The organism is Pseudarthrobacter sp. 10T415 (assembly GCF_056394175.1).
Window position 1 is genome coordinate 130,210 of sequence record NZ_JBFTHJ010000007.1, and the last position, 25,700, is coordinate 155,909.

Annotated in this window: 25 protein-coding genes; 5 read left to right on the plus strand and 20 right to left on the minus strand. The window is 66.4% G+C overall.

Translation table 11 applies throughout. The features are described from left to right. Positions 1-6 precede the first annotated feature (6 nt). From AC1DBN_RS11695 to AC1DBN_RS11790, 20 genes are all read right to left on the minus strand, one after another. Positions 7-1,383, minus strand: a complete 1,377-nt coding sequence (locus tag AC1DBN_RS11695) for a S8 family serine peptidase (protein WP_091718944.1) — start codon at positions 1,381-1,383, stop codon at positions 7-9. 4 nt (positions 1,384-1,387) lie between these two features. After that, the gene (locus AC1DBN_RS11700) at positions 1,388-2,335 is read right to left on the minus strand and encodes a Ppx/GppA phosphatase family protein (protein WP_091718943.1); all 948 of its coding nucleotides are present in this window, start codon (positions 2,333-2,335) and stop codon (positions 1,388-1,390) included. Next, positions 2,332-3,003 (minus strand): DUF501 domain-containing protein, encoded by a 672-nt coding sequence (locus tag AC1DBN_RS11705; protein ID WP_091718940.1) that lies wholly within the window; start codon positions 3,001-3,003, stop codon positions 2,332-2,334. Before AC1DBN_RS11705 ends, AC1DBN_RS11700 begins: the two co-directional genes overlap by 4 nt. A gap of 27 nt (positions 3,004-3,030) precedes the next feature. Next, entirely contained in the window at positions 3,031-3,747 is a 717-nt protein-coding gene (locus AC1DBN_RS11710) for an FtsB family cell division protein (protein WP_091718938.1), read from the minus strand. A gap of 180 nt (positions 3,748-3,927) precedes the next feature. Beyond that, the gene (gene eno, locus AC1DBN_RS11715) at positions 3,928-5,208 is read right to left on the minus strand and encodes a phosphopyruvate hydratase (protein ID WP_091718936.1); all 1,281 of its coding nucleotides are present in this window, start codon (positions 5,206-5,208) and stop codon (positions 3,928-3,930) included. Between the two features lie 118 nt (positions 5,209-5,326). Then, positions 5,327-5,953, minus strand: coding sequence for a MazG nucleotide pyrophosphohydrolase domain-containing protein (locus tag AC1DBN_RS11720; protein ID WP_314215355.1), 627 nt, complete (start codon positions 5,951-5,953; stop codon positions 5,327-5,329). An 88-nt stretch (positions 5,954-6,041) separates the two neighbouring features. Beyond that, positions 6,042-7,178 (minus strand): adenosine deaminase, encoded by a 1,137-nt coding sequence (locus AC1DBN_RS11725; protein ID WP_477723251.1) that lies wholly within the window; start codon positions 7,176-7,178, stop codon positions 6,042-6,044. Between the two features lie 39 nt (positions 7,179-7,217). Next, entirely contained in the window at positions 7,218-7,946 is a 729-nt protein-coding gene (locus AC1DBN_RS11730; protein WP_056082014.1) for a DedA family protein, read from the minus strand. 240 nt (positions 7,947-8,186) lie between these two features. Next, entirely contained in the window at positions 8,187-8,816 is a 630-nt protein-coding gene (locus AC1DBN_RS11735; RefSeq protein ID WP_091718933.1) for a DedA family protein, read from the minus strand. A gap of 6 nt (positions 8,817-8,822) precedes the next feature. Continuing rightward, positions 8,823-10,154, minus strand: a complete 1,332-nt coding sequence (locus tag AC1DBN_RS11740; protein WP_477723252.1) for a thymidine phosphorylase — start codon at positions 10,152-10,154, stop codon at positions 8,823-8,825. Beyond that, positions 10,151-10,552, minus strand: coding sequence for a cytidine deaminase (locus tag AC1DBN_RS11745; protein ID WP_082497437.1), 402 nt, complete (start codon positions 10,550-10,552; stop codon positions 10,151-10,153). The genes AC1DBN_RS11740 and AC1DBN_RS11745 overlap by 4 nt, the downstream gene beginning before the upstream one ends. A 5-nt stretch (positions 10,553-10,557) precedes the next feature. Beyond that, entirely contained in the window at positions 10,558-11,880 is a 1,323-nt protein-coding gene (locus AC1DBN_RS11750; protein WP_091718928.1) for an ABC transporter permease, read from the minus strand. Further along, the gene (locus AC1DBN_RS11755) at positions 11,877-13,265 is read right to left on the minus strand and encodes an ABC transporter permease (RefSeq protein WP_091718926.1); all 1,389 of its coding nucleotides are present in this window, start codon (positions 13,263-13,265) and stop codon (positions 11,877-11,879) included. The genes AC1DBN_RS11750 and AC1DBN_RS11755 overlap by 4 nt, the downstream gene beginning before the upstream one ends. Further along, on the minus strand, positions 13,258-14,832 hold the full coding sequence (locus AC1DBN_RS11760) for an ABC transporter ATP-binding protein (protein ID WP_477723253.1): 1,575 nt from the start codon (positions 14,830-14,832) through the stop codon (positions 13,258-13,260). The genes AC1DBN_RS11755 and AC1DBN_RS11760 overlap by 8 nt, the downstream gene beginning before the upstream one ends. Positions 14,833-15,007: 175 nt before the next feature. After that, positions 15,008-16,114, minus strand: coding sequence for a BMP family lipoprotein (locus AC1DBN_RS11765; protein ID WP_091718922.1), 1,107 nt, complete (start codon positions 16,112-16,114; stop codon positions 15,008-15,010). 257 nt (positions 16,115-16,371) lie between these two features. Continuing rightward, on the minus strand, positions 16,372-17,391 hold the full coding sequence (locus AC1DBN_RS11770; protein WP_091718920.1) for an NADP-dependent oxidoreductase: 1,020 nt from the start codon (positions 17,389-17,391) through the stop codon (positions 16,372-16,374). Next, entirely contained in the window at positions 17,388-17,819 is a 432-nt protein-coding gene (locus AC1DBN_RS11775) for an organic hydroperoxide resistance protein (RefSeq protein ID WP_091718918.1), read from the minus strand. Before AC1DBN_RS11775 ends, AC1DBN_RS11770 begins: the two co-directional genes overlap by 4 nt. A 74-nt stretch (positions 17,820-17,893) precedes the next feature. Next, positions 17,894-18,328, minus strand: coding sequence for a MarR family winged helix-turn-helix transcriptional regulator (locus AC1DBN_RS11780; RefSeq protein WP_091718916.1), 435 nt, complete (start codon positions 18,326-18,328; stop codon positions 17,894-17,896). 181 nt (positions 18,329-18,509) lie between these two features. Continuing rightward, on the minus strand, positions 18,510-19,709 hold the full coding sequence (locus tag AC1DBN_RS11785) for an amidohydrolase (RefSeq protein ID WP_091718914.1): 1,200 nt from the start codon (positions 19,707-19,709) through the stop codon (positions 18,510-18,512). Positions 19,710-19,806: 97 nt separating this feature from the next. Then, positions 19,807-20,940, minus strand: a complete 1,134-nt coding sequence (locus AC1DBN_RS11790; RefSeq protein ID WP_091718912.1) for a mannose-1-phosphate guanylyltransferase — start codon at positions 20,938-20,940, stop codon at positions 19,807-19,809. Between the two features lie 281 nt (positions 20,941-21,221). Between AC1DBN_RS11790 and sdhC the strand changes: the two genes are divergently transcribed. The 5 genes from sdhC (at position 21,222) to AC1DBN_RS11815 (ending at position 25,685) form a co-directional block, all read left to right on the plus strand. Further along, positions 21,222-21,602, plus strand: a complete 381-nt coding sequence (gene sdhC, locus AC1DBN_RS11795) for a succinate dehydrogenase, cytochrome b556 subunit (protein WP_015936418.1) — start codon at positions 21,222-21,224, stop codon at positions 21,600-21,602. Between the two features lie 3 nt (positions 21,603-21,605). Then, positions 21,606-22,067 carry a succinate dehydrogenase hydrophobic membrane anchor subunit gene (locus tag AC1DBN_RS11800; RefSeq protein WP_015936417.1) on the plus strand — a complete coding sequence of 154 codons (462 nt, stop codon included), beginning with the start codon at positions 21,606-21,608 and terminating at the stop codon, positions 22,065-22,067. A gap of 110 nt (positions 22,068-22,177) precedes the next feature. Further along, positions 22,178-23,977, plus strand: a complete 1,800-nt coding sequence (gene sdhA, locus AC1DBN_RS11805) for a succinate dehydrogenase flavoprotein subunit (protein WP_091718909.1) — start codon at positions 22,178-22,180, stop codon at positions 23,975-23,977. A 1-nt stretch (position 23,978) separates the two neighbouring features. After that, positions 23,979-24,761 carry a succinate dehydrogenase iron-sulfur subunit gene (locus AC1DBN_RS11810; protein ID WP_015936415.1) on the plus strand — a complete coding sequence of 261 codons (783 nt, stop codon included), beginning with the start codon at positions 23,979-23,981 and terminating at the stop codon, positions 24,759-24,761. Between the two features lie 153 nt (positions 24,762-24,914). Then, a complete protein-coding gene (locus AC1DBN_RS11815) occupies positions 24,915-25,685 on the plus strand; it encodes an alpha/beta hydrolase family protein (protein WP_091718907.1) in 771 nt (256 codons plus the stop codon). Positions 25,686-25,700: the final 15 nt, after the last annotated feature.

Sequence of the window (25,700 nt, forward strand, 5' to 3'; positions counted from 1 at the left end):
GTAACGCTACGGCTTCCGCTCGGAATCCACCTTGTCCAGGACCCCTGTTTCGGTTTCGTCACGTGCCAATGCAGGGTTCCTGGCGGCCCTCGTCAACTGGACGGCGGCCGCGGCGATGATCGCGAGGAACAGGAGCGCGAATCCGATCACGACGGCGGCGCTGATCGCGCTGTCCCGCTGCGAGGGAGCCTCGGCCGCGGGCACAGTCGCTTCGGGAAGCGTGGGCACCGCGCTGGGGACGTCCGCGGTGGGCAGCGGCGCAGGGGTGGCCAGGTTGCCGCGGCGGTGGACCCGGATCCATTCGGCCACCGAGCCCAGCGGGTTGCTGGAAGTCTCGGGCACGTCATCCTTGAGCGCGGCCTCGGCGTTGAGGATCCCGTAGCCGTACAGCGGGTCCTTCCCCGGAACGCCGGCGTCCTTGGCGGTGGTGACAATGCGGTTGATGACCTGCTCGGCGCTCATGGACGGCCACTTGGACCGGATCAGCGCTGCCACCCCGGAGACGATGGGCGTGGAACCGGACGTTCCCGCCCATTCCGCGTAGCCGCCGCCCGGAAGCCCGCCCAAAAGGTCCTCGGCCGGGGCCGCGACGCCGATGCTGATGCCCTGGGACGACGCGTCCACGCTGGCCGTGTTCTTGCGGTCCAGTCCGGCAACTGTCAGGACACCGGGGATGGTGGCGGGTGCGCCCACCTGGATGTTGCCACCCACGCGGTTGCCGGCGGCCGCCACGATGACCACGTCCTTTTGTTCGGCGTAGAGGAAGGCGGCGTCCCAGCTCTGCGGCCACTGCGGGGTTGTGCTGCCGAGGGAAATGTTGATGACCTTGGCGCCGTTGTCCACGGCCCAGCGGACGGCCTCCGGAATCTGGTCCTGGTCGCTCTTGCCCGAGGGGTTGGTGGACCCCAGCCAGGTGGAGACGGAGAGGATCTCAGCCTCCGGGGCCACACCCACGATGCCGTCCGGCCCCTGGGTGGCAGCACCGGGCGATGGCTTGGGGCTGGCGGTGGCAGGCTGGTGGCCGCGGCCGGCGAGCATGGTGGCTACGAGGGTGCCGTGTTCCGGCTTGGAGCCGACGCTCTTTTGCCCGTCAGGCTGGCCGGCGCCGGAGGCGTCGTAGCCCCCCACCACGGCGCCTTTGAGGTCCGGGTGCAGGGCGTCCACGCCGCTGTCGATGACAGCCACCTTGACGCCGGCACCCTTGGACACCTCCCAGGCCTTAGTGATGCCGGATTCGGCGAGCCAGTATTGCTTGTCGCGCCAGTCGTCAGCGTGGGCGGCCGGAGCGGCCACGAGGCCGGCGCAGAGGCAGCAGGCCACCAGGACAAGGGCCAGCACCGCCGACCCCGACCTCCGGAGAACGGATGCAGGTGAGGAAACCATGGAATCAGCCGATGCTCAGGGCAATGCCGTCAAGGATGTCGTGTTCACTCGCCGTTGCGGTGGTGACCCGGCCGCCTGAGAGCCGGTTCACCTGCTCCAGGATGCGGCGCCACACCAGTCCCCCGGCGCCGATGACGTCCACCCGCCCGGGGTGCATGTACGGCAGCCCGGCACGGTCGGCGCGGACCATGCCCAGGAGGTCCGACGACGCGTCCCGCACCGTGTCGATGGGCAGTTCGGCACCATGGATGGCCTCCGGCGAGTACTCGGTCAGCCCGAGGGCGTGCGCCGTGATGGTGGTGATGGAGCCTGCAACGCCGACGACGGCGGTGGCGCGTTCCAGCGGGACCTCACGGCCGGCGAGGGCAATGGCTTCGTCCACGTCGGCTTCCGCGGCGGCGATCTGTTCGGGGGTTGGCGGATCGTTCCGCAGGTGCCGCTCGGTCAGGCGGACGCAGCCGATATCCACCGAACGGGCCGCGGTGACGCCGGCTCCGGTACCCAGTACGAACTCGGTGCTTCCGCCGCCGAGGTCAACCACCAGCACCTCGTGGCCGTCCAGGATGGGCAGGACGCTGCTGGCCCCGACGAAGGACAGCGCGGCCTCTTCGTTTCCGGAGATGACCTCGGGGGCCACACCCAGCAGGTCGCGGATGCCGTCCACGAAGACGTCCCGGTTCCGGGCGTCCCGGCTGGCGGACGTCGCCACGAACCGGATCTTTTCGGCGCCGTGCCGGCGGATGAGCTCCGCATAGTCAGCGGTGGCCGCGAAGGTGCGGTCCAGTGCTCCCTGGGTGAACTCCCCCGTGGCGTCCACGCCTTCCCCGAGCCGGACCACGCGCATTTCCCGGACGACGTCCGTGAGGCGGGGGGTGCCGGTGCTCCGGTCGATGTCGGCGATGAGCAGGCGGATGGAGTTGGTGCCGCAGTCGATGGCGGCCACACGTGTCATTCCGGGGCCTCCGTGGCTGTGGCGGACTTCCGCACCGGTGCCGGCCGGCCCACGATGCCGGGCAGGCCCTGGGGTCCGTGCCGGCTGAGGTCCTTGGACGGAGCCTCGCCCGTGGAGTCCCAGGCGCCGTCGCAGTAGCAGCGGTCCGCGGTCCACCATTCCTGGATGCGGACCAGTGCATCGTCACCCAGGGGGTTGACGCCGGGTCCGGCGGCCAGGGAGTGGCCCACCAGGACGTGGAGGCACTTGACGCGGGTGGGCATGCCGCCGGCGGAGACGCCGTCGATTTCGGGGACGGCGCCGATCCCAGACCGCTCCCCGATGGCATCGCGGGCGGCCAGGTAGGCCTCATGGGCGGAACGGTAGGCCGCGGCAAGCTGGCTGTCGGCGGCGAGTTCGCCGTTCATCTCGTTCATGACGCCGGCTGCCTCAAGCCGTGAGACGGCGGACGTGATGACGGGGTGCGTCAGGTAGAACGTGGTGGGGAACGGGGTACCGTTGCCCAGCCGCGGGGCGGTGGCCGCCACGAGGGGGTTGCCGCAGACGCAGCGGGCAGGAATTTCCACCACATCGCGGACGGGTCGTCCCAGCTGCCTGCTCAATACGTCCAGGTCATGTGCGGATGGTTGGCGGGAGTTCTCCCGGGCGGCTGCCGTGTTGTTTTCCACTGTCGCGGGCCGTCCTTCCTGTTGCGTTTATTCAGTCGCCGCGCGCGTGATGGACTCCCACAGGGAATCCACCCACGGCAGATCTGCGGGGTCTTGGGCGGCTGCGGCACCGGGCTGGCCGCCGGTTTCGTCGGCCGGCAAATCGCTGCCGAATACCCAGTAGCCGGTTTCGCCCGGCATAACCATGTTAATGCGGTCGCGGGCCTGCTGCTTCACGTAGTTGGGGTCCTGCCACCGCGAGACCTGTTGGCGGAGGGAGTCCCCGGCGGCCTGGCGTGCGGCGATGTCCGCGTTGAGGGCGTCGATTTCGGCTTTCTTGTCGAAGAAAACCTTGACCGTGGGCGCCAGCATGATGGTGATGGCAATCATGACCACTGCCAGGGCCAGCATCCGCCCGGAGAATGCCTTGGCCGGGACGGGCTGCTGGTCCGCTTCCGGGGACGGGGCGCCACCCTTCGGGACGGTCTTCCCGGCAGTTGCGCCGGTCCGTGCGGTGCCCGCCGCGGCGGTCTTGGCCTGCGCCGGGCCGCTTCCGGATCCGCTGCGGGTTCCAGCCGGGCTGCCGGAGTTCCTGCCTGCCGGTGATGAACCCGCCGCGCCGCCCGGAGCGTGACCGGCGCCGTCCTTGCCGGAACCGAAGTGCGCCCTGATGACGTCGGCACCCTGCGCGTGACCGGCGTCGGACGTGTCCTTGGCTGGGCGGTTGGGGGCGACCTTGGGAACTTTGGGACGGCGGGTGGCCATGACACTCCTGAAACGCGGCCTGCCTGCGGCCGCCACTGTCTGTGATGATCCTTTATTGCCACAGCGCGGTTGATTAACAACTTGCGCCGGGCAACAACCGGGCGGACGGGCTGCTGCAGAAACAGCAGCGGTGGCTATGGTCTTTCAACCATAGCCACCGCCCGTTGGATTACGCGGCTACTAGCCCTTGAAACGCGGGAACGCGCTGCGGCCGGCGTAGCGTGCGGCGTCATCGAGTTCCTCTTCGATGCGCAGCAGCTGGTTGTACTTGGCGACGCGCTCGGAGCGGGCCGGGGCGCCGGTCTTGATCTGGCCGGCGTTGGTGGCCACCGAGATGTCGGCGATGGTGGTGTCCTCGGTCTCGCCGGAGCGGTGCGAGGTGATGGTGGTGTAGCCGGCGCGCTGGGCGAGGCTGACGGCGTCCAGGGTCTCGGTCAGGGAGCCGATCTGGTTCACCTTGACCAGCAGGGAGTTTGCGGTCCGGGTGTCGATGCCGCGCTGCAGGATGGACGGGTTGGTGACGAAGAGGTCGTCGCCCACCAGCTGGACCTTGTCGCCGATGGCGTCGGTGAGGGTCTTCCAGCCTTCCCAGTCGTTCTCGTCCAGCGGATCCTCGATGGAAACCAGCGGGTAGTCCGCAACGAGCTCTGCGTAGTAGGCGCTCATTTCGCTGGCGGACAGTGCCTTGCCTTCGAACTGGTAGGCGCCGTCCTTGAAGAACTCGGAAGAGGCAACGTCCAGGGCCAGGGCGATGTCCTTGCCCGGGGTGTAGCCGGCGTTCTTGATGGCTTCCTGGATCAGGTCCAGCGCTGCGCGGTTGGACGGCAGGTTGGGCGCGAAGCCGCCTTCGTCGCCAAGGCCGGTGGAGAGGCCCTTTTCCTGCAGGACAGCTTTGAGCGCGTGGTAAACCTCAACGCCCCAGCGGAGGCCCTCGGAGAAGGTCTCAGCACCCAGCGGGACAACCATGAATTCCTGGATGTCGACGTCGGAGTCGGCGTGCGAGCCACCGTTGAGGATGTTCATCAGCGGAACGGGCAGCACGTGGGCGTTCGGGCCGCCCAGGTACTTGTACAGCGGGAGGTCAGCGGAAGCGGCGGCTGCGTTGGCGACGGCCAGGGAAACACCCAGGATGGCGTTGGCGCCCAGCTTGCCCTTGTTCGGGGTGCCGTCCAGGTCCAGCATGGCCTGGTCGATGCTGCGCTGGTCGGTTGCGTCGAAACCGGTGAGGGCGGGAGCGATCTGGTCGATCACGGCGTCAACGGCCTTCTGGACGCCCTTGCCGAGGTAGCGGCCCTTGTCGCCGTCGCGGAGTTCGACTGCCTCGTGCTCGCCGGTGGATGCGCCGGACGGAACTGCTGCGCGGCCGATCTGGCCGTCAGAAAGCAGGACCTCAACTTCTACGGTCGGGTTGCCGCGGGAATCGAGGATCTCGCGGGCGTGGATGGCATCGATAAGCGCCATGAATTTGCTCCTTATGGGCGATTAACGGGGGGATGTGGCAGAAAAACTCGACGTCCTCGTCAGGAAACAGCGTAGTCGAGAGTGGTGGAGGTTACGGAAACCTCACCACCGGCGGACGTCATGATGGTGCAGGGTCCGGCCCTTCCGGGTTGCGGCTTGCCTGCTGCTGGTAGTGCCGCACGGCCCCGCGAAGGGCGCGTTCGGCGTCGAACCCGCCGGCGTTGGCGGAACGGACGACGGCGAGGAGCAAGTTTCCGAGCTCCTCCTCCGACGCGAAGGGGCCGGCTTCGACCGCGGCGGGCCCGGCCTCAATTGCTGCTGGCGCGGCTACGCCGGCCCGCGCAGCCCGGTCGAGCGATTTCTGTGCCCTGGCGAGGGCCGGCAGCGCCTGCGGAATGCCCTCGAACGGGTCCGTCCGCTCCGGTTTTTCGGCCCGCTTGACCGCGTCCCACTTCTGCACGATCTGTTCCACGGTGGCGGGAAAGCTGTCCTGCAGGGTGCCGTCCGGGCGGAAGACGTGCGGATTGCGGCGGATCATCTTGGCACCCAGGCCGCGCGCGACGTCGTCGAACGTGAACGCGCCGCGCTCCTCAGCCAGCCGGGCGTGGAGGACCACCTGGAGCAGGACATCGCCCAGCTCGCCAAGCAGCTCACTGTCCGGGTGACCTTCCTCGATGGTCTCGGCCACTTCGTAGGCCTCTTCGAGGAGGTATTCCACGAGCGATGCGTGGGTCAGGGCGCCCATCCACGGGCAGTGCTCCCGCAGCTGGGCTATCAGCCCCAGCAGCTCCCCCAGCTCGCCCTTTGGGGAGCCGGGGGTTTCGGGATGCTGGTCAGCCAAGGTTGGCGTAGGCGTCGTTGATGTACTCCACCAGCGCTTCCTTTTCCTCGAGCGGCAGGAAGGCGGCTTCGGCCGCGTTCAGGGTGAGCTCCAGCAGGTCATCGAGATCGTAGTCGAACGTCTCCACGAGCAGTTCGAACTCATCCGTGAGGGTGACGCCGCTCATGAGGCGGTTGTCGGTGTTGATGGTGACGTTGAAGCCCAGCTGGTACAGCATGTCCAGGGGGTGGCTTTCGATGCCCTCACCGAAAGCGGCGATTGCTCCGGTCTGGAGGTTGGACGACGGGCAGATTTCCAGGGCGATGCCGCGGTCCCGGATCCAGCTCGACAGATCGCCCAGCGTGACCAGGCCCACCGTGTCCTCGGATTCGGTGTCTTCGTCGAATTCCACCGTGACGTCCTCGGCGATCCGGACGCCGTGGCCCAGGCGCAGCGCGCGGCCGTCCACGAGGGCGGACTGGATGCTGTCCAGGCCCGCCGCTTCGCCGGCGTGGACAGTGGCGGGGAAGTTCTGCTGCGCCAGGTAGGTGAAGGCGTCACGGAAGCGGGACGGCAGGAAGCCGTCCTCGGCCCCGGCGATGTCGAAACCGACTGCGCCCTTGTTGCGGTGGCGGACGGCCAGCTCGGCGATCTCCTGGCCGCGGTCGGCATGGCGCATCGCGGTAATGAGCTGACCCACCTGGATTTCGCGGCCGCTGTCGCTGACTGCCTCGACACCGGCTTCGAGGCCTTCCTGGACCGCTTCGACTGTCTCGTCGAGGGTGAGTCCCTTCTGGAGGTGCTGCTCCGGCGCCCAGCGCACCTCGCCGTACACCACGCCGTCGTCCGCCAAATCCTCGACGAACTCCTTCGCTACCCGGACCAGGCCTTCGTGCGTCTGCATCACGGCCACCGTGTGATCGAAGGTTTCGAGGTAGCGGACCAGGGAACCGGAGTCCGCGGACTCGCGGAACCATTCGCCCAGGGCCACGGGATCGGTGGAAGGGAGCTGGTGGCCCACGGCCTCCGCCAGTTCGATGATGGTGGCCGGACGGAGTCCGCCGTCCAGATGGTCGTGCAGCGACACCTTCGGCAGGCTCTTCAGGTCGAAATCGATGGCAGGGGCTTCGTCAACAATAGGCTCAGTCACGTTCCCACCTTAGGGTGGGTGCCGGTTCAATGCCAGCCGCTAGGCGGCAGTGGGTCCGCCGTCCTTGGCTGCCGGTGCGAGGAATGCCGGACCGCCGGTTGAGCTGTCCCGGGCACCGGAGGGGCCGCCGTCCAGCCACTCGTCCACTTCCGTGGCGTCCTTGCGGGCCAGGTGCTTGTGCCACCAGCGCAGCATGTGGTCCAGGAGGACACCCAGGACGATGGCGAACACCACGGCGATGCCGGCGCTGAGCAGCGGGTTGTGGTGCAGCCAGGGGAACGAGCTGGCCAGCAGGCCGATGCCGATGGAGTAGCCCACCCAGGTGAGGCAGGCGAAGGCGTCAAGGACGAAGAAGCGGCGGTGGCCGAACCCGGTGCTGCCCGCCACGTAGTTGACTGCCACCCGGCCCCAGGGAATGTAGCGTGCGGTGAAGATCAGTACCGCGCCGCGCTTATCCAGTTCATAGCGCGCCCAGCTGAAGACCTTCCGGACCCTGGGCCTGCGCATCCACTTCCACCGGTCCAGGCCGATTTTGCGGCCGAGCATGAAAGCCATGTTGTCTCCGGCCATGGCGCCGATCAGCGCGGTGGCACCAAGGATCCACATGTTGGGTTCGCCGCTGTGCCGGGAGAAGGCCGCCAGGGCGACGATGAGGGTCTCACTGGGGACCACCATCGCGAAGCCGTCCACGAAAAAGAACACCAAGAGGACCGGGTAGATCCACCACTGGCCCGCTGCATGGAGCACGGCCTCATTAATAAACTCCACGCAGTCTTGCTCCTAGACAAAAATGCCGCTGCCATAGCGACGCAGCCAAAGCGGAAATCGTTCCTAAGTGTCCCACGGCGGAGGCGTCGTTCGCTACGCCCCCGCCCCGGGAACACCACTGCAACGCTATCCCGGCAGCGAGTGCGCCGGCGTCGTCCCAGCGGCTGATCTTGGCGCCGTCCGGGCCTCCTCCCCGGGGTGGAGACGGGGTGCTGCGGAAGGGGACGCCGCGGGACTGGTTCAGGCTTCGGGTTCGCGAATCCGGTCCACGACGTTGGGCTTGCCCCTGAGCTTGTTGATCACCAGGTCCACGATGATGCCAAGCGCCACGGCGCAGACGATGGCGATGGCAGCGCCCAGGAGGTGGTTCTCCTCGAACCACTGCCCGAAGAACAGCCCGATACCCACCGAGTAGGCCGCCCACAGAGCTGCGGACAGGCAGGTCAGGCCGACGAAACGCAGGTGGTGGTAGTGGGTTACGCCGGCCGTCAGGTTGACGGCAACGCGGCCGATGGGGACAAACCGCGCCACGAGGATCAGCGAGGCAGGCCGTTTGCGCAGTTCCGCGCCGGCCCACCGGAACGCGCCCTGCATGCGCTGGCCGCGCATCCAGGCCCACCGGGTGGTGCCGACTTTCCGGCCAATCAGGTAGGCGATGTTGTCCCCGGCGAACGCGCCCAGCGCAGCAACGGCCATCAGGACGTACGGATTGGGTATGTCCGCCGTGGCGGCCACGGCCGCGAGGCCCACCACGACGGACTCGCTGGGGATCGGAGGGAAGAAGCCGTCAATGACGCAACAGGCCAGGACGAGGAAGAGTACCCAGGGTTGTCCGGCTGCAGCGAGGATGAAGTCATTGATGGCCTGCATAGCTTTCTATGCTATTCGGTCAATGATCAGCTGCTGTGCGGGCCGCGAACCCTCCGGTGCAATCACCACTGCGTGCTCCAGCGCTTCCTTTGCCCGGTCGAAACGCTCAGGGGTGTCCGTCAGCAGGGTCATCAGCGGTTCGCCGGCCCGGACCACAGCACCCGGCTTGGCATGCATGCGCACCCCTGCGCCTGCCTGCACGGCATCCTCCTTGCGGGCACGTCCGGCTCCCAGGCGCCAAGCCGCAACGCCCACGGAGAGGGCATCCAGTTCCACCACGACGCCGTCGGCCGGAGCGTAGACCACCTCCGACTCCCGGGCCACCGGCAGCTTCGCGGCGGGGTCGCCGCCCTGGGCCCGGATCATCCTGTTCCACACGTCCATGGCGCGCCCGTCCTTGAGGGCTGCGGCCGGATCGGCGTCGTGAACTCCTGCGCAGGCGAGCATTTCCTCGGCGAGCCTGACCGTCAGTTCGACGACGTCGGCCGGGCCGCCGCCCGCCAGCACCTCCACCGATTCCTCGACTTCGATCGCGTTCCCGGCTGTCAGGCCGAGCGGGGTGCCCATGTTAGTGAGCAGTGCCACCGTGTTCACGCCGGCGTCCTGGCCCAGGGCCACCATAGTTTCCGCCAGCTCGCGGGCCTTGGCCTCGTCCTTCATGAACGCGCCGCTGCCCACCTTCACGTCTAGCACGAGGGAGCCGGTGCCTTCGGCGATCTTCTTGCTCATGATGGAGGAGGCAATCAGCGGGATGGCCTCCACCGTGCCGGTCACGTCGCGCAGCGCGTACAGCTTCTTGTCTGCCGGCGCCAGGCCTGCCCCGGCGGCGCAGATGACCGCACCCACGTCCTGGAGCTGGGCGAGTATTTCGTCGTTGCTCAGGGACGCCCGCCAGCCGGGGATCGATTCCAGCTTGTCCAGGGTGCCGCCGGTGTGCCCCAGGCCGCGGCCGGACAGCTGCGGGACGGCGACGCCGAACACCGCCACCAGCGGGGCCAGCGGCAGGGTGATCTTGTCTCCCACGCCGCCGGTGGAGTGCTTGTCCGACGTGTATTTCAGGCCGCCGTCGGGGCGGCGAAGGCTGGAGAAGTCCATCCGTTCGCCGGAGGCGATCATCGCGGCCGTCCAGCGCGCAATCTCGGTGCGGTCCATGCCGTTGAGCAGGATGGCCATATTCAGCGCGGCCATCTGCTCATCCGCGATGACGCCGCGGGTGTAGGCATCGATGGTCCAGTCGATCTGCTCCGGGCTCAGCGTGCCCTTGTCCCTCTTGACGCGGATGATGTCCACGGCGTCGAAGGCTTCGGCAACGGTGTCCGTTGCGCGGGTCTCTGTCATCGGGTTTCCTCCAGGTGTTCGGGACCGAAGGCATCAGGAAGGACCTGGTCCATGGTCTTGATTCCTTGGGTGGTCATGAGCTCCATGTCCGGAGCACGGAATTCGTACAGCAACTGCCTGCAACGCCCGCACGGCATCAGCACATTTCCGGTACCGTCCACGCAGTAAAAGGCACGGAGGCTGCCGCCCCCGGTCATCTGGAGGTTCCCCACCAGGGCGCACTCGGCGCAAAGCGTCAGGCCGTAGCTGGCGTTCTCCACGTTGCAGCCACTGACGATCCGGCCGTCCCCGGTGAGGGCCGCAGCCCCCACCGGGAACTTGGAATAGGGCGCGTAGGCTTTGCGCATGGCGTCGACGGCGGCTGCCTCCAGCGCAGGCCAGTCAACAGTGTTCCCCACGCCGGTCAACCCTTGACGTACGGTATGCCGCTGGCCGCCGGCCCCCGGGACCTGCCCACCAGGCCGGCAACGGCCAGGACGGTCACCAGGTACGGGAGCATGGCCATGAACTGGCTGGGAACCGGGGTGCCAATGATGGTGACGATGCTCTGCAGGTTGTCCGCGAAGCCAAACAGCAGGGCCGCGAAGAACGCTCCAATGGGGTTCCACCTGCCGAAGATGAGGGCGGCAAGGGCGATGAACCCGCGGCCGCCGGAGATCTCCTTGGTGAAGCTGTCGATGGCCACCAGGGTGAAGAACGATCCACCGATTCCGGCCACGGCACCGCCCAGGGTGACGTTCCAGAACCGGGTGGCGTTGACGTTGATGCCCAGGGTGTCGGCGGCCTGGGGGTGCTCGCCCACGGCGCGGACCCGCAGCCCCCAGCGCGTCTTGAAGAGGCCTACCCAGACCACCAGTACTGCGACGTACATCAGATACCCCACCAGCGACTGGCGGAACAGGATGGGTCCGATGATGGGAACCTCGGACAGGACGGGGATCTCGATGATGTCCAGCCCCGGCGGCGAGTTGAACCGGGCTTTGTCTTCCTGCATCACGGTGCTGAAGAGGAAGCCGGTGACGCCGGAGACGAGGACGTTCAGGACAACGCCAACGATGATCTGGTTGACCAGGTACTTGATGCTGAACAGGGCCAGCACCATGGACACCACGGCGCCTGCAACGGCCGCGGCAGCCAGGCCGATGAAGGGGTTCTGCGTCATGGTGGCAACAATGGCGGCGGTGAAGGCGCCACCGAGCAGCTGGCCTTCGATGGCGATGTTAACCACGCCGACGCGTTCGCAAAGGACACCGGAGAGCGAACCGAACACCAGCGGCACGGCCAGGGTGACCGAGCCGGCGATGAGGCCTGCCAGCGAGATGCTGGGAGTGCGGGCGCCGCCCACCACCCAGATCAGGAACGCGGCCACGAACAGGACAATGAACGTAACAGTCAGCCAGCCGGGGGCAGGGCGTCCCTTGGTCTTAAGGTAGACGGCGTAAGCGGCGAGGGCCAGGAGGAGCACCGACAGCACAATGCCGCCGCCGAAGGCGTTGACCTCCAGGGCGGGCAACTGGAAGAAGTCGCTTCCCGTGGAGATGCCGAAGCTGGCCGTCTTGTTGGGGCCGAGGAGTCCGAAGAACACGAGGGCGATCAGCCCGAAAGCGGCCAGCAGGACGGGGGTCTTCCAGCTCACCGGCTTGGCGGAGGTGGCTGCCGCGCCGGTATCCGCCGCGGCGTTGTCCGGCTGCGGGTTGCCCGGCCGGGATGAAACTGTTGTGCTCATGCTGCACCTCCGGTGGTGGCTGCCTTCGTGGACTTGGCGGCGCGGGCGGGCTTCTTCCGCCGCGGGTTGAGCCCGAAGACGGCGCGCACCAGCGGCGGCGCGGCGATGAAGAGGACGATCAGCGACTGGACCACCAGGACAATGTCGATGGGCGTGCCGGTCTGGATTTGCATCTGGACGGCTCCGGCGCGGAAGGCGCCGAACAGCAGCCCTGCTGCGAAAGTGCCCCACGGCGTCGAACGTCCCAGCAGTGCGACGGTGATGGCGTCGAAGCCGTAGGTGGCTGCCACGCCGTCCGTGAGGACTTTTTCGGTGCCGGCCACCTGGGCCACGCCGGACATGCCGGCCAGTCCGCCGGCGATGGCCATCACCAGGATGGTGGAGCGGGACACGTTGATGCCGGCGGTCTGGGCAGCCTTGGGGTTGGCACCCACGGCGCGGAACTCGAAGCCGACCGTGGACCGGTTCAGGAGCCACCAGACCAGGAAAGTGGCGCCGATGGCGAGGACGAAGCCCAGGTGGAGCCGGTACTGGCTGCCGAAGATCTGGGGGTACACGGCGGACGGATCCAGGATGGGTGAGATGGGGTTCGACTCCCCCGGGCGCTGGAAGGCCGGGGTGTTCAGCAGGTACCGCAGGAAGTAGAGGGCGATGTAGTTGAACATGATAGTGAGGATGACCTCATGGGCTCCCGTGCGGGCCTTCAGCACGCCGACGAGGCCGCCCCAGAGCGCGCCGCCGATGATGCCCGCCACCAGGACCAGCAACAGGTGCAGGCCCAGCGGGAGGTGCAGTGCGAAACCAACCCAGGCGGCAAGGATGCCTGCCACGATGATCTGGCCCTGGGCGCCGATGTTGAAGAGCCCTGCCCGGAAGGCAAGCGCCACTCCCAGGCCGGCGGTGATCAGCGGCGTGGCGATGGTGAGGGTCTCCATGAACGGAGCGAACTGGGCTGCCACACTGTTGCCGCGGGGGTTGAACACGGCCCCTTGGAACAGGGCGATGTAGGAGCGGGTTGCGGCGTTCCAGACGGCGGTCAGGAAGTCGGCGGGGCGGGCGAAGAAGTAGCTGGCCGTGGAGGCCACCCGAGTGTCGGTGCTGGCAATGAGCAGGCCGCCGATGACGAGGGCCAGGAAAACTGCCAGGACGGACACCATGCCGCTGCCGGTGAAGATCTTTCGGAGCAGCGTGTCAGGGCCGCCGGGCAGCTGGCCGCTTTGGGCACTGGCAGGGACGGCCGAGGGGCCCATGGCGCCGCCGGCCGTGTCCACGGAGACGACGGCGGCGGTTTCCTCGGCGGCAAGGTTGGCCTGGTGCGGCTTGGCTGGCTGGGTGTCACCCTGCTCTTCGCCGCCAGTTCGTTTGGGGGGATGCTGCTCAGACATGGTCGCCTCCCTCGGCGTCGGAGGTGGGGGCCGGGCGGCTGGCGGCCGGCTGGGGTTGGGCCTGTTCATCCGGGTGGATTCCGGCCATCATCAGGCCAAGGACGTCGCGGCCGGTGCCGGCGGGTACGATGCCCACCAGCTTGCCCTTGTACAGCACGGCGATACGGTCAGCGAGTTCCATGACCTCATCGAGTTCGGTGCTGATGATCATCACCGGCGTGCCCTGGTCGCGTTCGGCGACGATGCGCCGGTGGAGGAATTCGATGGAGCCGACGTCCACGCCGCGGGTGGGCTGGGAAGCAATGAACAGGCGCAGGGGGCGGGAGAGCTCGCGGGCCATCACCACCTTTTGCTGGTTGCCGCCGGACAGTGTCCCGGCGGCCGCAGCTGCGGAGGGCGTGCGGACATCGAATTCCTCGATGCGGGCTTTGGCGTTTTCGAGGATCCTGGCCGGGCTCATGCTGATGCCCTTGGCGTAGGGAGGTTTGTCGTAAAGGTCCAGGACCAGGTTTTCGGCGACGGAGAAGGTTCCCACCAGGCCGTCCACCTTGCGGTCTTCGGGGACGAATCCGACGCCGGCCTTCAGGACGTCCTTGACGGACCGGCCCAGGAGTTCCTTGCCGTCGAGGGTGATGGAGCCGGACACCCGCTCCTGGAGTCCCAGGATGGCTTCGGTGAGTTCGGTCTGGCCGTTGCCCTGGACGCCGGCCACGGCCAGGATTTCGCCGCGGGCGATGTCGAAGCTGAGTCCATCCACCACGTGCTGGCCGTTGTGGGCGATGACTGTCAGGTCCCGGACCTCGAAGGTTTTCTCCTGCGGCTTCGCGGGGGCCTTTTCGAGGGTGAGGCTGACGGCGCGGCCCACCATCATCGAGGCAAGGTCCGTGGTGGAAGCCGAGGGTTCCGCGGAGCCGACCACCTTGCCGCGTCGGATAACGGTAATGGTGTCCGAGACTTCCTTGACCTCACGCAGCTTGTGGGAAATGAAGACGATGGAGGTTCCGCCGGCCTTGAGCTGCCGCATGATGTCCAGGAGTTCGTCGGTTTCCTGCGGGGTGAGGACGGCGGTGGGTTCATCGAGGATGAGGACCTTGGCGTTGCGGACCAGCGCCTTGATGATCTCAACGCGCTGCTGGACGCCCACGGGAAGGTCTTCCACCAGGGCGTCGGGATCGACGTCGAAGCCGTACTGGTCCGAGATTTCCCGGATCCGGCGCCTGGTTTCGTCCAGGTTGAGGAAGCCCGCCGCCTTGGTGGGCTCGGCACCCAGGGCAACGTTTTCGGCGACGGTGAATACCGGGACAAGCATGAAGTGCTGGTGCACCATGCCGATGCCGGCCGCCATGGCGTCACCCGGGCCACGGAAGGAGACGGGTTTTCCGTCGATGAGGATTTCGCCGTCGGACGGCTCGTACAGTCCGTAGAGCACGTTCATCAGGGTGGATTTACCGGCCCCGTTTTCGCCCAGCAGGCAGTGGATCTGGCCGGATTCAACCACCACGTCGATGTGGTCGTTGGCGAGCAGGGTCCCAAAGCGTTTGGTGATGCCTCTGAGTTCAAGTTTCAAAACTCTGACCAATCTCGAAGCGTCCGGTGATCGACCGGACGGGATATGTGGCTGCAGCTCCAGCCTAGTGGGTGCAGCCGTCGGAGAACCGGGCGTGGCCCGAAAAAGGGATGCCAGCAAAAAGCGCCACTGCCGGCCTGTCAGGGACGGGCCGGCAGTGGCGCCAAGTGCGGGGTCAGGCCTTCGGGCTCGCGGCGGATTCGACCTTCAGCTTGCCGTCCACGATGTCCTTTTTGATCTGGTCCAGTTCAGACTTCAGGTCCGCGGGAACCTGGGAATCGAAGTCGTGGAACGGGGCCAGCTGCACGCCGTCGTTGGCGAGGGTGCCAACGTAGGGGGTGTTGCTGAACTTGCCGTCCTTGTCTTCCTTCACCACGGTTTCCACGGCCTCGCCCATCTGCTTCATGACCGAGGAGAGCATGATCTCCTTGTAGTCCGGGGCGGTGAGGAAGCCGTCGGAGTCTACCCAGATCAGCTTGACGTCCTTGCCGGCGTTCTTGGCTTCCTGCAGGGCGGCGCCTGCACCCTTGCCCACGGGCCCGGCCACCGGCATGACGATGTCGGCGCCCTGGTCCAGGAAGTTGCGGGTGAGCTGCTTTCCGACGTCCTGCTTTTCGAAGTCGCCGGTGAAGCTGCCGTCCTGGGCGTCCTTGTTCCAGCCAAGGAGCTTGACGTCCTTGCCCTTCTTTTCGTTGTAGTACTTCACGCCGTCCGCGTAGCCGTCCATGAAGATGGTGACGGTGGGGATCTTGATGCCGCCGAAGGTGGCCACGGTCCCGGTCTTGGTGGTGCCTGCGGCGAGGTAGCCGGCCATGAACGCCGCCTGCGCGGTGTCGTAGATGATCGGCTTGACGTTGCTGATGGGCGTCTCGTAGCCGAAGTCGATGATGGCGAAGTGGCTGTCCGGGTTGGCCGTGGCCTGCGCCTTGGTGGCGTCGCCCAGCAGGAAGCCGACGGTCACGGTGAGGTCGCAGCCCGCGGTCACCATGGCACGGAGGTTGGGTTCGAAGTCGTTGTTGGTCTTGGATTCGACCTGGTTCACCTTGATGCCCAGGTCCTTCTCCGTCTTCTTCAGGCCCTCGTAGGAGGACTGGTTGAAGGACTGGTCATCGAACCCGCCGGAGTCGGAGACGATGCAGCCGGTGTAGTCACTGGCACCGGCGGACGAGGTGCTTCCCGGTTCCGGGGCCGCGCCGCAGGCTGTCAAAAGAAGGGCCGAGGCGCTGACGGTAGCCAGGCCGGCCATTGAACCGCGCTTCATGCGTGCACGCAGTGATGTCATCAAGATTCCTCCAGGATGCGAGAGTGGCGCTACGGCACGAATTCAATGAGTGTCCGTTTCTGCACTGAAATTCTGTTGTCACTGATGCCCGCAGCATGCGCCGGAGCGCACTGATCCCATCACTTTAGTGGCCTGCGCCACGTCCCCCTAGCACGCTGGCACCAGTTCCCGGAGATTGTTTACAAGTTGTTACCAAGCAGTAGGGGTGCCGCGGATCCGCGGCACCCCTGGTGCATGGTGAGGCTAGTGCGTCGGCCCTACAGGCGGACCAGCATCTTGCCCGTGTTGGCTCCATCCAGCAGGTCCATGAAGGCCTGCGGTGCGTTTTCAAGCCCGTCCACCACTGTCTCGTCGTAGCGGACGGCGCCGCTGGCGAGCCAGCCGGCCATCTTCTCGGCGAACTCTGCAGCGTGCTGCCGCTGGCCGCCCACCAGGAAGCCGCGCAGGGTGAGCTGCTTGCCGATGGCCTGCATGAGGTTGTGCGGCGCCGGGGTGGGCTCGGTGGAGTTGTACTGGGCGATGGCTCCGCACATGGCCACCCGGCCGCCGACGTTCAGGACCGATAATGCGGCTTCGAGGTGTTCGCCGCCCACGTTGTCGAAGTAGACGTCGATGCCCTGGGCACCGGCGGCCTTTTCGAGCTGTTCGCGCACGGGGCCGTCGTGGTAGTCGAAGGCGGCGTCGAAGCCGAGTTCGAGGAGCCTGGCCACCTTGGCGGGTGAGCCGGCGGAGCCGATGACGCGGGGGGCGCCCATGGCCTTGGCAATCTGTCCCACCAGCGAACCGACGGCTCCGGCGGCGCCGGAAACGAAGACGGCGTCCCCTTCCTTGAACTCGGCCACTTTGAGCAGGCCTGCGTAAGCGGTGAGGCCGGTCATGCCCAGTGCGCCCAGGAACGCCGATGCGGGAGCCAGGTCGGTCCGGGCCGGGGAGGCCGTGCTGCCGTCCACCACGGCGTATTCGCGCCAGCCGAGGGAATGCACGACGACGTCGCCTTCCTTGTGTGCGTCGGAACGGGACGCGATGACCTCACCCACGGCGCCGCCGTCGAGCGCTTTGTCCAGCGCGAAGGGCGCGGAGTAGGACTTGACGTCGTTCATGCGTCCGCGCATGTAGGGATCCACGGAGATGAACAGGTTCCGGACCAGGATCTGGCCCTCGGCCAGCTCCTGAAGCGGCGATTCGGCCAGGCGGAAGTTCTCCGGGACGGGCCGGCCCACGGGGCGGGAAGCGAGCTGGATTTCACGGGTTGCTGCGGGAATGGTGGTGGTGCTCATGCTGCGTACTCCAAAACTTTGAGTTCGACGGTGATGTTGCCGCGGGTGGCGTTCGAGTAAGGGCAGACCTGGTGGGCTTTGGCCACCAGGGCCTCGGCCGTTGCGAGGTCGAGGGCCGGAAGGGCGATCTCCAGTTCGGCGGCGAGGCCGAATCCTGCACCGTCGTCCAGCTGGCCCAGGTGGACCTTGGCTGCGACGGCGGAGTCGGTCAGGTCGGCGCGCTCCTTGCGGCCCACCAGGCGGAGCGCCGAGTGGAAACATGCGGCGTAGCCGGCAGCGAAGAGCTGCTCAGGGTTGGTGCCCTGGCCGCTTCCGCCCAGTTCCACCGGGCTGGCGAGGCCCACTTCGAGCTTGCCGTCGCTGGACCGGGCGCTGCCGTCCCGGCCCTCGCCGGAGGCAAGTGCTTCTGCTGTGTAAAGGGTCTTCACGTGGATGACCGCCCTTTCATGGTTGGTGTCTGGGTAAATTCTTGGGCCTTGCGGGAGCGTTGTGGCGGGATGTTTCAGACCGCGTCGTGGAGGGCGGCGGTGAGTTTAGCGAGGGTTCCGCGCAACTGCTCAAGCTCTCCGGCCGTGAGTCCGGCGGCGTCGGCCAGGCGCTGGGGAATGGCCCCGGCCTTGCTGCTCAGGTCCTTCCCGGCGGGCGTCAGATGGACGGCCACCCGGCGCTCGTCGTCTCCGGAGCGGCGGCGTTCCACCAGGCCCAGGGCTTCAAGCCGCTTCAGCAGCGGGGACAGCGTTCCGGAGTCGAGGCCGAGCTCGTGGCCGAGATCCTTGACCCCGCGCGGCTCGTTCTCCCACAGCACCAGCATGACGAGGTACTGGGGGTAGGTGAGTCCCAATTCCTCCAGCACGGGCCGATATACGGCCGTGGCAGCACGGGATGCCGAGTAGAGGGCGAAACACACTTGCCGGTCGAGGCGGGGAGCATCAGTCACAACCACAATGCTAGTCCACAATTCAATTGTGCACAACTTACTTTCGGACGCCGCTCCCCCGGACGCGCAAAAAGGCGCGACGCCGGCACTTTGGTAAGTGCCGGCGTCGCGCCTTCTTCGTGCCTGCGTGGGCCGCGCGGTGCGGCCGGGGGTTCCCCTGCCGCTAAGCCGGGAACGCGGCCTACAGGTCGCGGATGGTGCGCAGGGCCGCGCCCGTCAGCACCTGGATTCCGAGACCCAGCGCCCTTTCGTCCAGGATGTAGTCCCCGCGGTGCAGGTCGTATTCCTCGCCGCCCGGCGTCTTGGTGCCCAGCCGCATCATGGCGCCGGGCAGTTCGGCCAGGAACCAGGCGAAGTCTTCCCCGCCCATGGACTGGGGGGTGAGCACCACGGCGCTCTCGCCGATTTCGGCGCGGGCGGATGCTTCGATGAGGGCGGTCTCATGCTCGGAGTTCACCACCGGCGGCACTCCCCTGGTGTGCTCCAGCCGGACGTCCACGCCGTACGGCGCCGCCACCTGGTGGACCACCTCATCGAGCAGTTCACCGGCGGCATGCCAGGCTTCGCGGTCCAGGCAGCGCATGGTGCCGGCCATGTAGCCCACCCCGGGGATGGCGTTGGGTGCGGAGCCGGCGGAGATCTGGCCCCAGACCACGGAGACGCCGCTGCGGACATCAACCCGGCGGGACAGCACGGCGGGCACATTCACGGCGATCTGGGCCAGGGCAAAGACGAGGTCTTCGGTGAGGTGCGGCCGGGAGGTGTGGCCGCCGCGGCCGGACAACTCGATCCGGATGGTGTCCGAAGCCGACGTGATGGCCCCGATGCGGGTTCCGATCTTGCCCACTTCGATCCGGGGATCGCAGTGCAATGCAAGGATCCGGGGAACACCCTCCAGCACGCCCTGCTCGATGCACGCATGGGCACCGCCGGGCATCGTTTCCTCGGCCGGCTGGAAGATGATGCGAATGGTCCCGCCCAGGGGCGACTCCTGGTGCATGCGGTGCAGGACCAGGGCGATCCCCAGCATGGTGGTGGTGTGGACGTCGTGGCCGCAGGCGTGCGTGACACCGTGATTCCTTGACGCGAACGGCAGGCCGGTTTCCTCGATGATGGGCAGGGCATCGATGTCCCCGCGGAGGGCCGTGGCAATGGGGCCCTCACCAACATCCACCGTGAGCCCGGTCCCCTCAAGGCGGCGCGGCGCCAGGCCTGCAGCTTCCAGCCGCTCGGCCAGCTTGTCAGTGGTGCGGTATTCCTTGAACGAAAGTTCCGGATGCGCATGCAGGTCCCGGCGGAATTCGATCAGTTCCGGCAGGAGCGGCTCCAGCCACGGAGCCACCAAAGCGGTGGGTTCGGCTTCAGTAGTGTAATTGCGCACTGCTTCACTCTAGCGATCGCGGCCGCAATAGCGTCCATCACAGTCGCCGCGTTACATCCCGGGCACTGCTGGTACCCGGGATGTGGGCTGCGGTGTCCTAGAGGACGTCGGTGTCGCCGCTGGCCTTGAGGGCGTCCACGGCGGCCTTGACCCGCTGCGAGTTGGCCATGGTGGTGACCAGGAGGGCATCGGGCGTATCCACGATCACCACGTCTTCAATGCCGATCAGGGCAATGACGCGCTTGGTGTCCGTGACCACCACGCCGCTGGAGTTCTCCGTGAAGACGCGGGCACCCTCGCCCAGCACCGTGACGTCATCCACTTCCTTGGCGGAGTTGAGCCGGCCCACTGAGGCAAAGTCTCCGACGTCGTCCCACCGGAAGGTTCCGGGCACGACGGCGACGTCCCCGGCTTCCGCGGCAGGTTCGGCCACGGCGTAGTCAATGGCGATCTTCGGCAGCGTGGGCCATACCCGCGCCGTGACCTCATCCCGCTGCGGGGTGTCCCAGGCGCGGGCGATCTCCTGCAGCCCCTGGAACAGTTCGGGCTGGTTGGCTTCCAGGTGCTTGAGGAGCAACGCCACGGGAGCGACGAACATACCGGCGTTCCAGACGTAGTTGCCGCTGTCGACGTATTGCTGGGCCACCGTCTCGTCCGGCTTTTCCACGAACTCCACCACGTCCTGGGCGCTGGGCGCGCCTTCAACGCGGAGCACCTGGCCCGAACGGATGTACCCGAAGCCCGTGGACGGGTGCGTGGGCTTGATGCCGATGGTGACAATCTTCCCGGCGGCGGCGGTGTAGATGGCCTCGCGGACTGCTTCCTGGAAGAGCTGGTCCGGGCTGATCACTTGGTCAGCGGCGAAGGATCCCATGATGGTGTCCGGATCGCGTTCGTGCAGGATGGCGGCAGCGAGTCCGATCGCGGCACCGGAATCCTTGGGCTCGGATTCGAGCACCAGGTCCGCGTCCTGTACTTCCGGAAGCTGCCTGCACACAGCATCGCGGTGCGCCTTTCCGGTGACCACCAGCATCCGGTCCCCCGCAAGCGGTTGGAGCCGGTCGTAGGTGGCGCGCAGCAAGGTGCTGCCCGACCCGGTGAGATCGTGAAGGAACTTGGGAGCTGCGGCTCGTGACAGGGGCCAGAGGCGGGTCCCCACTCCGCCGGCCGGAATCACCGCATAGAAGCGGTCAAGAGGTGATACCGGGCTTGTCACTTTGTCTGTACTCATCAAGGCCTACTTTAGCCGAACGGGTGCGGTTGCCTGCGTAGACGGACCCGCGCCAGGGACCCCGCCCGGAAGCAGGACAGCCGCTTTCGGAGCAAGGCTTTGTGGCGTTTGTCTCATAAATTCAGAAAAACCGCGCCACTGCTGGGCAGCAAGATGCTCCTAAATTGAATAAGCTGTGAGCGAAGCCTAGATTTAGGCCTGAGCTACGAGTGCTCTCGCAGCAGGCGTTCCCCCCGCGTGGATCTCATGCCAGCGCCGCTGTGTTGCAGGGAGGTTTATCAGTGCCGACAAAACCAGCTGGCACCTTGTACCGCGGCCGTGAAGGCATGTGGTCTTGGGTAGGACACCGTATTACCGGTGTAGTGATCTTTTTCTTCTTGTTGGTCCACGTCCTGGACACAAGCCTGGTGCGTGTGTCCCCGGAGGCGTACACCGCCGTCATTGGCGCCTACAAGAATCCGCTGATGGCGCTGGGTGAGACCGGACTTGTCGCTGCGATCGTGTTCCACGCCTTCAACGGCCTGCGCATCATCGCGGTGGACTTCTGGAAGAAGGGCGCCAAGTACCAGCGCCAGATGCTCTGGGCAGTCCTGGGCCTCTGGGTTGTCACCATGGTCGCCTTCTCCATCCGCCACCTGTCCCTCGCCCTCGGAGGTCACTAAGCCATGACTGCAACCATCGAGAGCCCCCGCAGCGGGCGGATCGCACCCCAGTACCGCCGCAACGGCGGAAGCCGTGGCAACTTCGAGATGATCGCCTGGCTGTTCATGCGCCTCTCCGGCGTAGTGCTGGTGGTCCTCATCTTCGGGCACCTGTTCGTGAACCTCATGGTGGGCGAAGGCATCCACGCCATCGACTTCGGCTTCGTGGCCGGCAAGTGGGCAGATCCGTTCTGGCAGTTCTGGGACCTTGCCATGCTGTGGCTGGCCATGCTGCACGGCACCAACGGCGTGCGCACCATCATCAACGACTACGCCGAGAAGGACTCAACCCGCCGCTGGTTGAAGACGGTCCTCTACTCGGCCACCGTCGTCATCATCGTCCTGGGCACCCTGGTGATCTTCACCTTCGATCCGTGCCCCGTGGTGGACGGCGTTCCGCTGCCTGGCGGTTTCTGCCCTGCCTAGCACCAGCATCATCCCGGGCCCGCGGGCATAAACCGCGGGCCCTGTTGTGCGGGGACAGCAACACGCCCCCGTTTGTTTTATTGCGAATTTTGAGAGAAAGAGCGTCTGTTATGCAGGTCCATAAGTACGACGTCGTCATCGTCGGTGCCGGTGGCGCTGGCATGCGCGCCGCGATCGAATCCGGTCAGCGCGCGCGCACAGCAGTACTGACCAAGCTCTACCCCACCCGCTCGCACACCGGTGCGGCGCAGGGTGGCATGTGTGCAGCCCTTGCCAATGTCGAGGAAGACAACTGGGAGTGGCACACGTTCGACACCGTCAAGGGCGGTGACTACCTGGTGGACCAGGACGCCGCCGAGGTCATGGCCAAGGAAGCCATCGACGCCGTGCTCGACCTGGAAAAGATGGGCCTGCCGTTCAACCGCACGCCCGAAGGCCGGATCGACCAGCGCCGCTTCGGTGGCCACACCCGCGACCACGGCAAGGCTCCCGTCCGCCGTGCGTGCTACGCAGCGGACCGTACCGGCCACATGATCCTGCAGACCCTGTACCAAAACTGCGTCAAGCACAACGTTGAGTTCTACAACGAGTACTACGTCCTTGACCTGCTGACGGTCGAAGAGGATGCAGTCCGCGAAGACGGCACCCCCTACAAGCAGAAGCGTGTTGCCGGAGTGGTCTCCTACGACCTCGCCACCGGCGAACTGCATGTGTTCCAGGCCAAGTCCGTGGTGTTCGCTTCCGGCGGCGCCGGCAAGGTCTTCAAGACCACGTCCAACGCCCACACCCTGACCGGTGACGGCATGGGCATCGCGTTCCGCCGCGGCATCCCCCTGGAGGACATGGAGTTCTTCCAGTTCCACCCGACCGGCCTTGCGGGCCTGGGCATCCTCCTGTCCGAGGCCGCCCGCGGTGAGGGTGCCATCCTGCGCAACTCGGAGGGTGAACGCTTCATGGAGCGCTACGCCCCCACCATCAAGGACCTGGCACCTCGCGACATCGTGGCCCGTTCCATGGCCAACGAAGTCCGTGAAGGCCGCGGCTGCGGCCCGAACAAGGACTACGTCCTCCTGGACCTGACCCACCTGGAACCGGCGCACATCGACGCCAAGCTCCCGGACATCACCGAGTTCGCCCGCACCTACCTTGGCGTGGAGCCCTACACGGAGCCGGTGCCGGTGTTCCCCACCGCGCACTACGCCATGGGTGGCATCCCCACGAACATCGAAACCGAAGTCCTCCAGGACAACGACACAGTGATCCCCGGCCTGTACGCCGCGGGTGAGGTGGCCTGCGTGTCCGTCCACGGCTCCAACCGCCTGGGCACCAACTCGCTGCTGGACATCAACGTGTTCGGCAAGCGTGCCGGCATCTCCGCAGCGGAATACGCCAAGACGGCCCAGTTCGTAGAGCTGCCGGAGAACCCGCTGGACTACACCACGGAACTGCTGGACATCGCCCGCAACGGCACCGGCGACGAAAAGGTGGCGCAGATCCGCAAGGAACTGCAGGACACCATGGACGCCAACATGCAGGTGTTCCGCACCGCGGACACCCTGAACCAGGTCCTGCGCGACATCGCCTCCTTCGAGGAGCGCTACAAGCACATCAACGTGCAGGACAAGGGCAAGCGCTTCAACCTTGACCTCCTCGAAGCCGTGGAACTGGGCTTCCTGCTGGAACTGGCCAAGGTCATGACTGTTGCTGCCCTGCACCGTGAGGAATCCCGCGGCGGACACTTCCGCGAGGACTTCCCGGACCGTGACGACGAGAAATTCATGAAGCACTCCATGGCGTACAAGGATGACCACGCGCCGGCTGACGGATCGGCGGAAGCAATCGCCGGGATCCGGCTGGCCACCAAGCCGGTCGTCTTTACCCGCTACGAGCCGATGGTGAGGAAGTACTAAGATGACCGCTGAAATCGCTGAGCCAGCCTCAAAGATTGAACTGCCTGCCGGCGTCGGCGGGGGCGGCGAAATCCCCACGTTCGATGTCCACATGCGCGTCCGCCGGTACAACCCGGAGGTCTCGGAGGAGGCCACCTGGGATGACTACCACCTCACCATGTACGGCACGGACCGCGTCCTAGACGCCCTGCACAAGGTCAAGTGGGAGATGGACGGCAGCCTGTCGTTCCGCCGCTCCTGCGCCCACGGCGTGTGCGGCTCCGATGCCATGCGCATCAACGGCCGCAACCGCCTCGCCTGCAAGACCCTCCTGAAGGACCTGGATACGTCCAAGCCCATCACGGTGGAACCCATCAAGGGCCTGCCGGTGGAGAAGGACCTCATCGTGGACATGGAGCCGTTCTTCCAGTCCTACCGCGAGGTTATGCCGTTCCTGATCAACAAGGGCCACGAGCCCACCAAGGAACGCCTCCAGTCCGCTGAGGACCGTGAGCGCTTCGACGACACCACCAAGTGCATCCTTTGCGCTGCGTGCACGTCCTCCTGCCCGGTGTTCTGGACCGACGGCCAGTACTTCGGCCCGGCGGCCATCGTGAACGCCCACCGCTTCATCTTCGATTCCCGTGATGACGCTGGCGACATGCGCCTCGAGATCCTCAACGACAAGGAAGGTGTGTGGCGCTGCCGCACCACCTTCAACTGCTCCGAAGCATGCCCCCGCGGCATCCAGGTGACGCAGGCGATCGCCGAGGTCAAGCAGGCGATCCTCTCCCGCAAGATCTAAGGATCACCAGCGGACGACGGCGTCACTCACCCCACGTGGTGAGTGGCGCCGTCGAACGTTAAACCCCCGTTGCTCTATCACTTAGGGTTCCCATTCCGCTTGTTTGGGGACTCCAAGTGATGGGGCAAGCCCGTCCGACAGGAAGGGGACACCGTGTCCCGCACAGAGAAGGTCACATTCGCCGGTTCCACCGGAGAGATACTGTCCGGGATCATCGACATTCCGGAAGGCCCCGTCAAGGGCTGGGGTGTGTTCTCGCACGGATTCACCCTGGGCAAGGACAGCCCGTCCGCGTCCCGGATGTGCAAGGCCCTTGCGGACAGCGGCGTGGGCATGCTGCGGTTCGACAACCTGGGCCTGGGCGGTTCGGCCGGCGAGTGGTCTGCCGGATCCTTCAGCCACAAGGTTGCCGACACGGTCAAGGCTGCGGAATTCATGCGCAGCGAGGGCAAGGAAATTTCGCTGCTGGTGGGTCACTCCTTCGGCGGCGCGGCAGTCCTGGCCGCGGCCCGGGAGATTCCGGAGCTCGACGCCGTCGCAACAGTCGGCGCCCCCTTCTCGCCCAAGCACGTGGCCCACGTCTTCGATGCCGCCCTGGACCGGATCCTGAGCGAAGGCAGCGCGGAGGTGGATCTGGGCGGCAAGCGAGTGGAGATCCGCAGGCACTTCGTGGAAGACCTGGAAAACGCCGACCTCACGGACTGCATCCGGCAGCTGCACAAGCCCCTGATGGTGCTCCACTCCCCCACTGATAACACCGTGGGCATCGAGAACGCCAGCACCATCTTCCAGACCGCCCGGCACCCCCGGAACTTTGTCTCCCTGGAAGGCAGCGACCACCTCCTGACCGGCAAGGGGCAGGCTGCACGGGCAGCCAGGATCATCGCCGCCTGGGCCGACCAGTACCTCGACGCCGCGCACTGACCTGCGCCAGGCTGT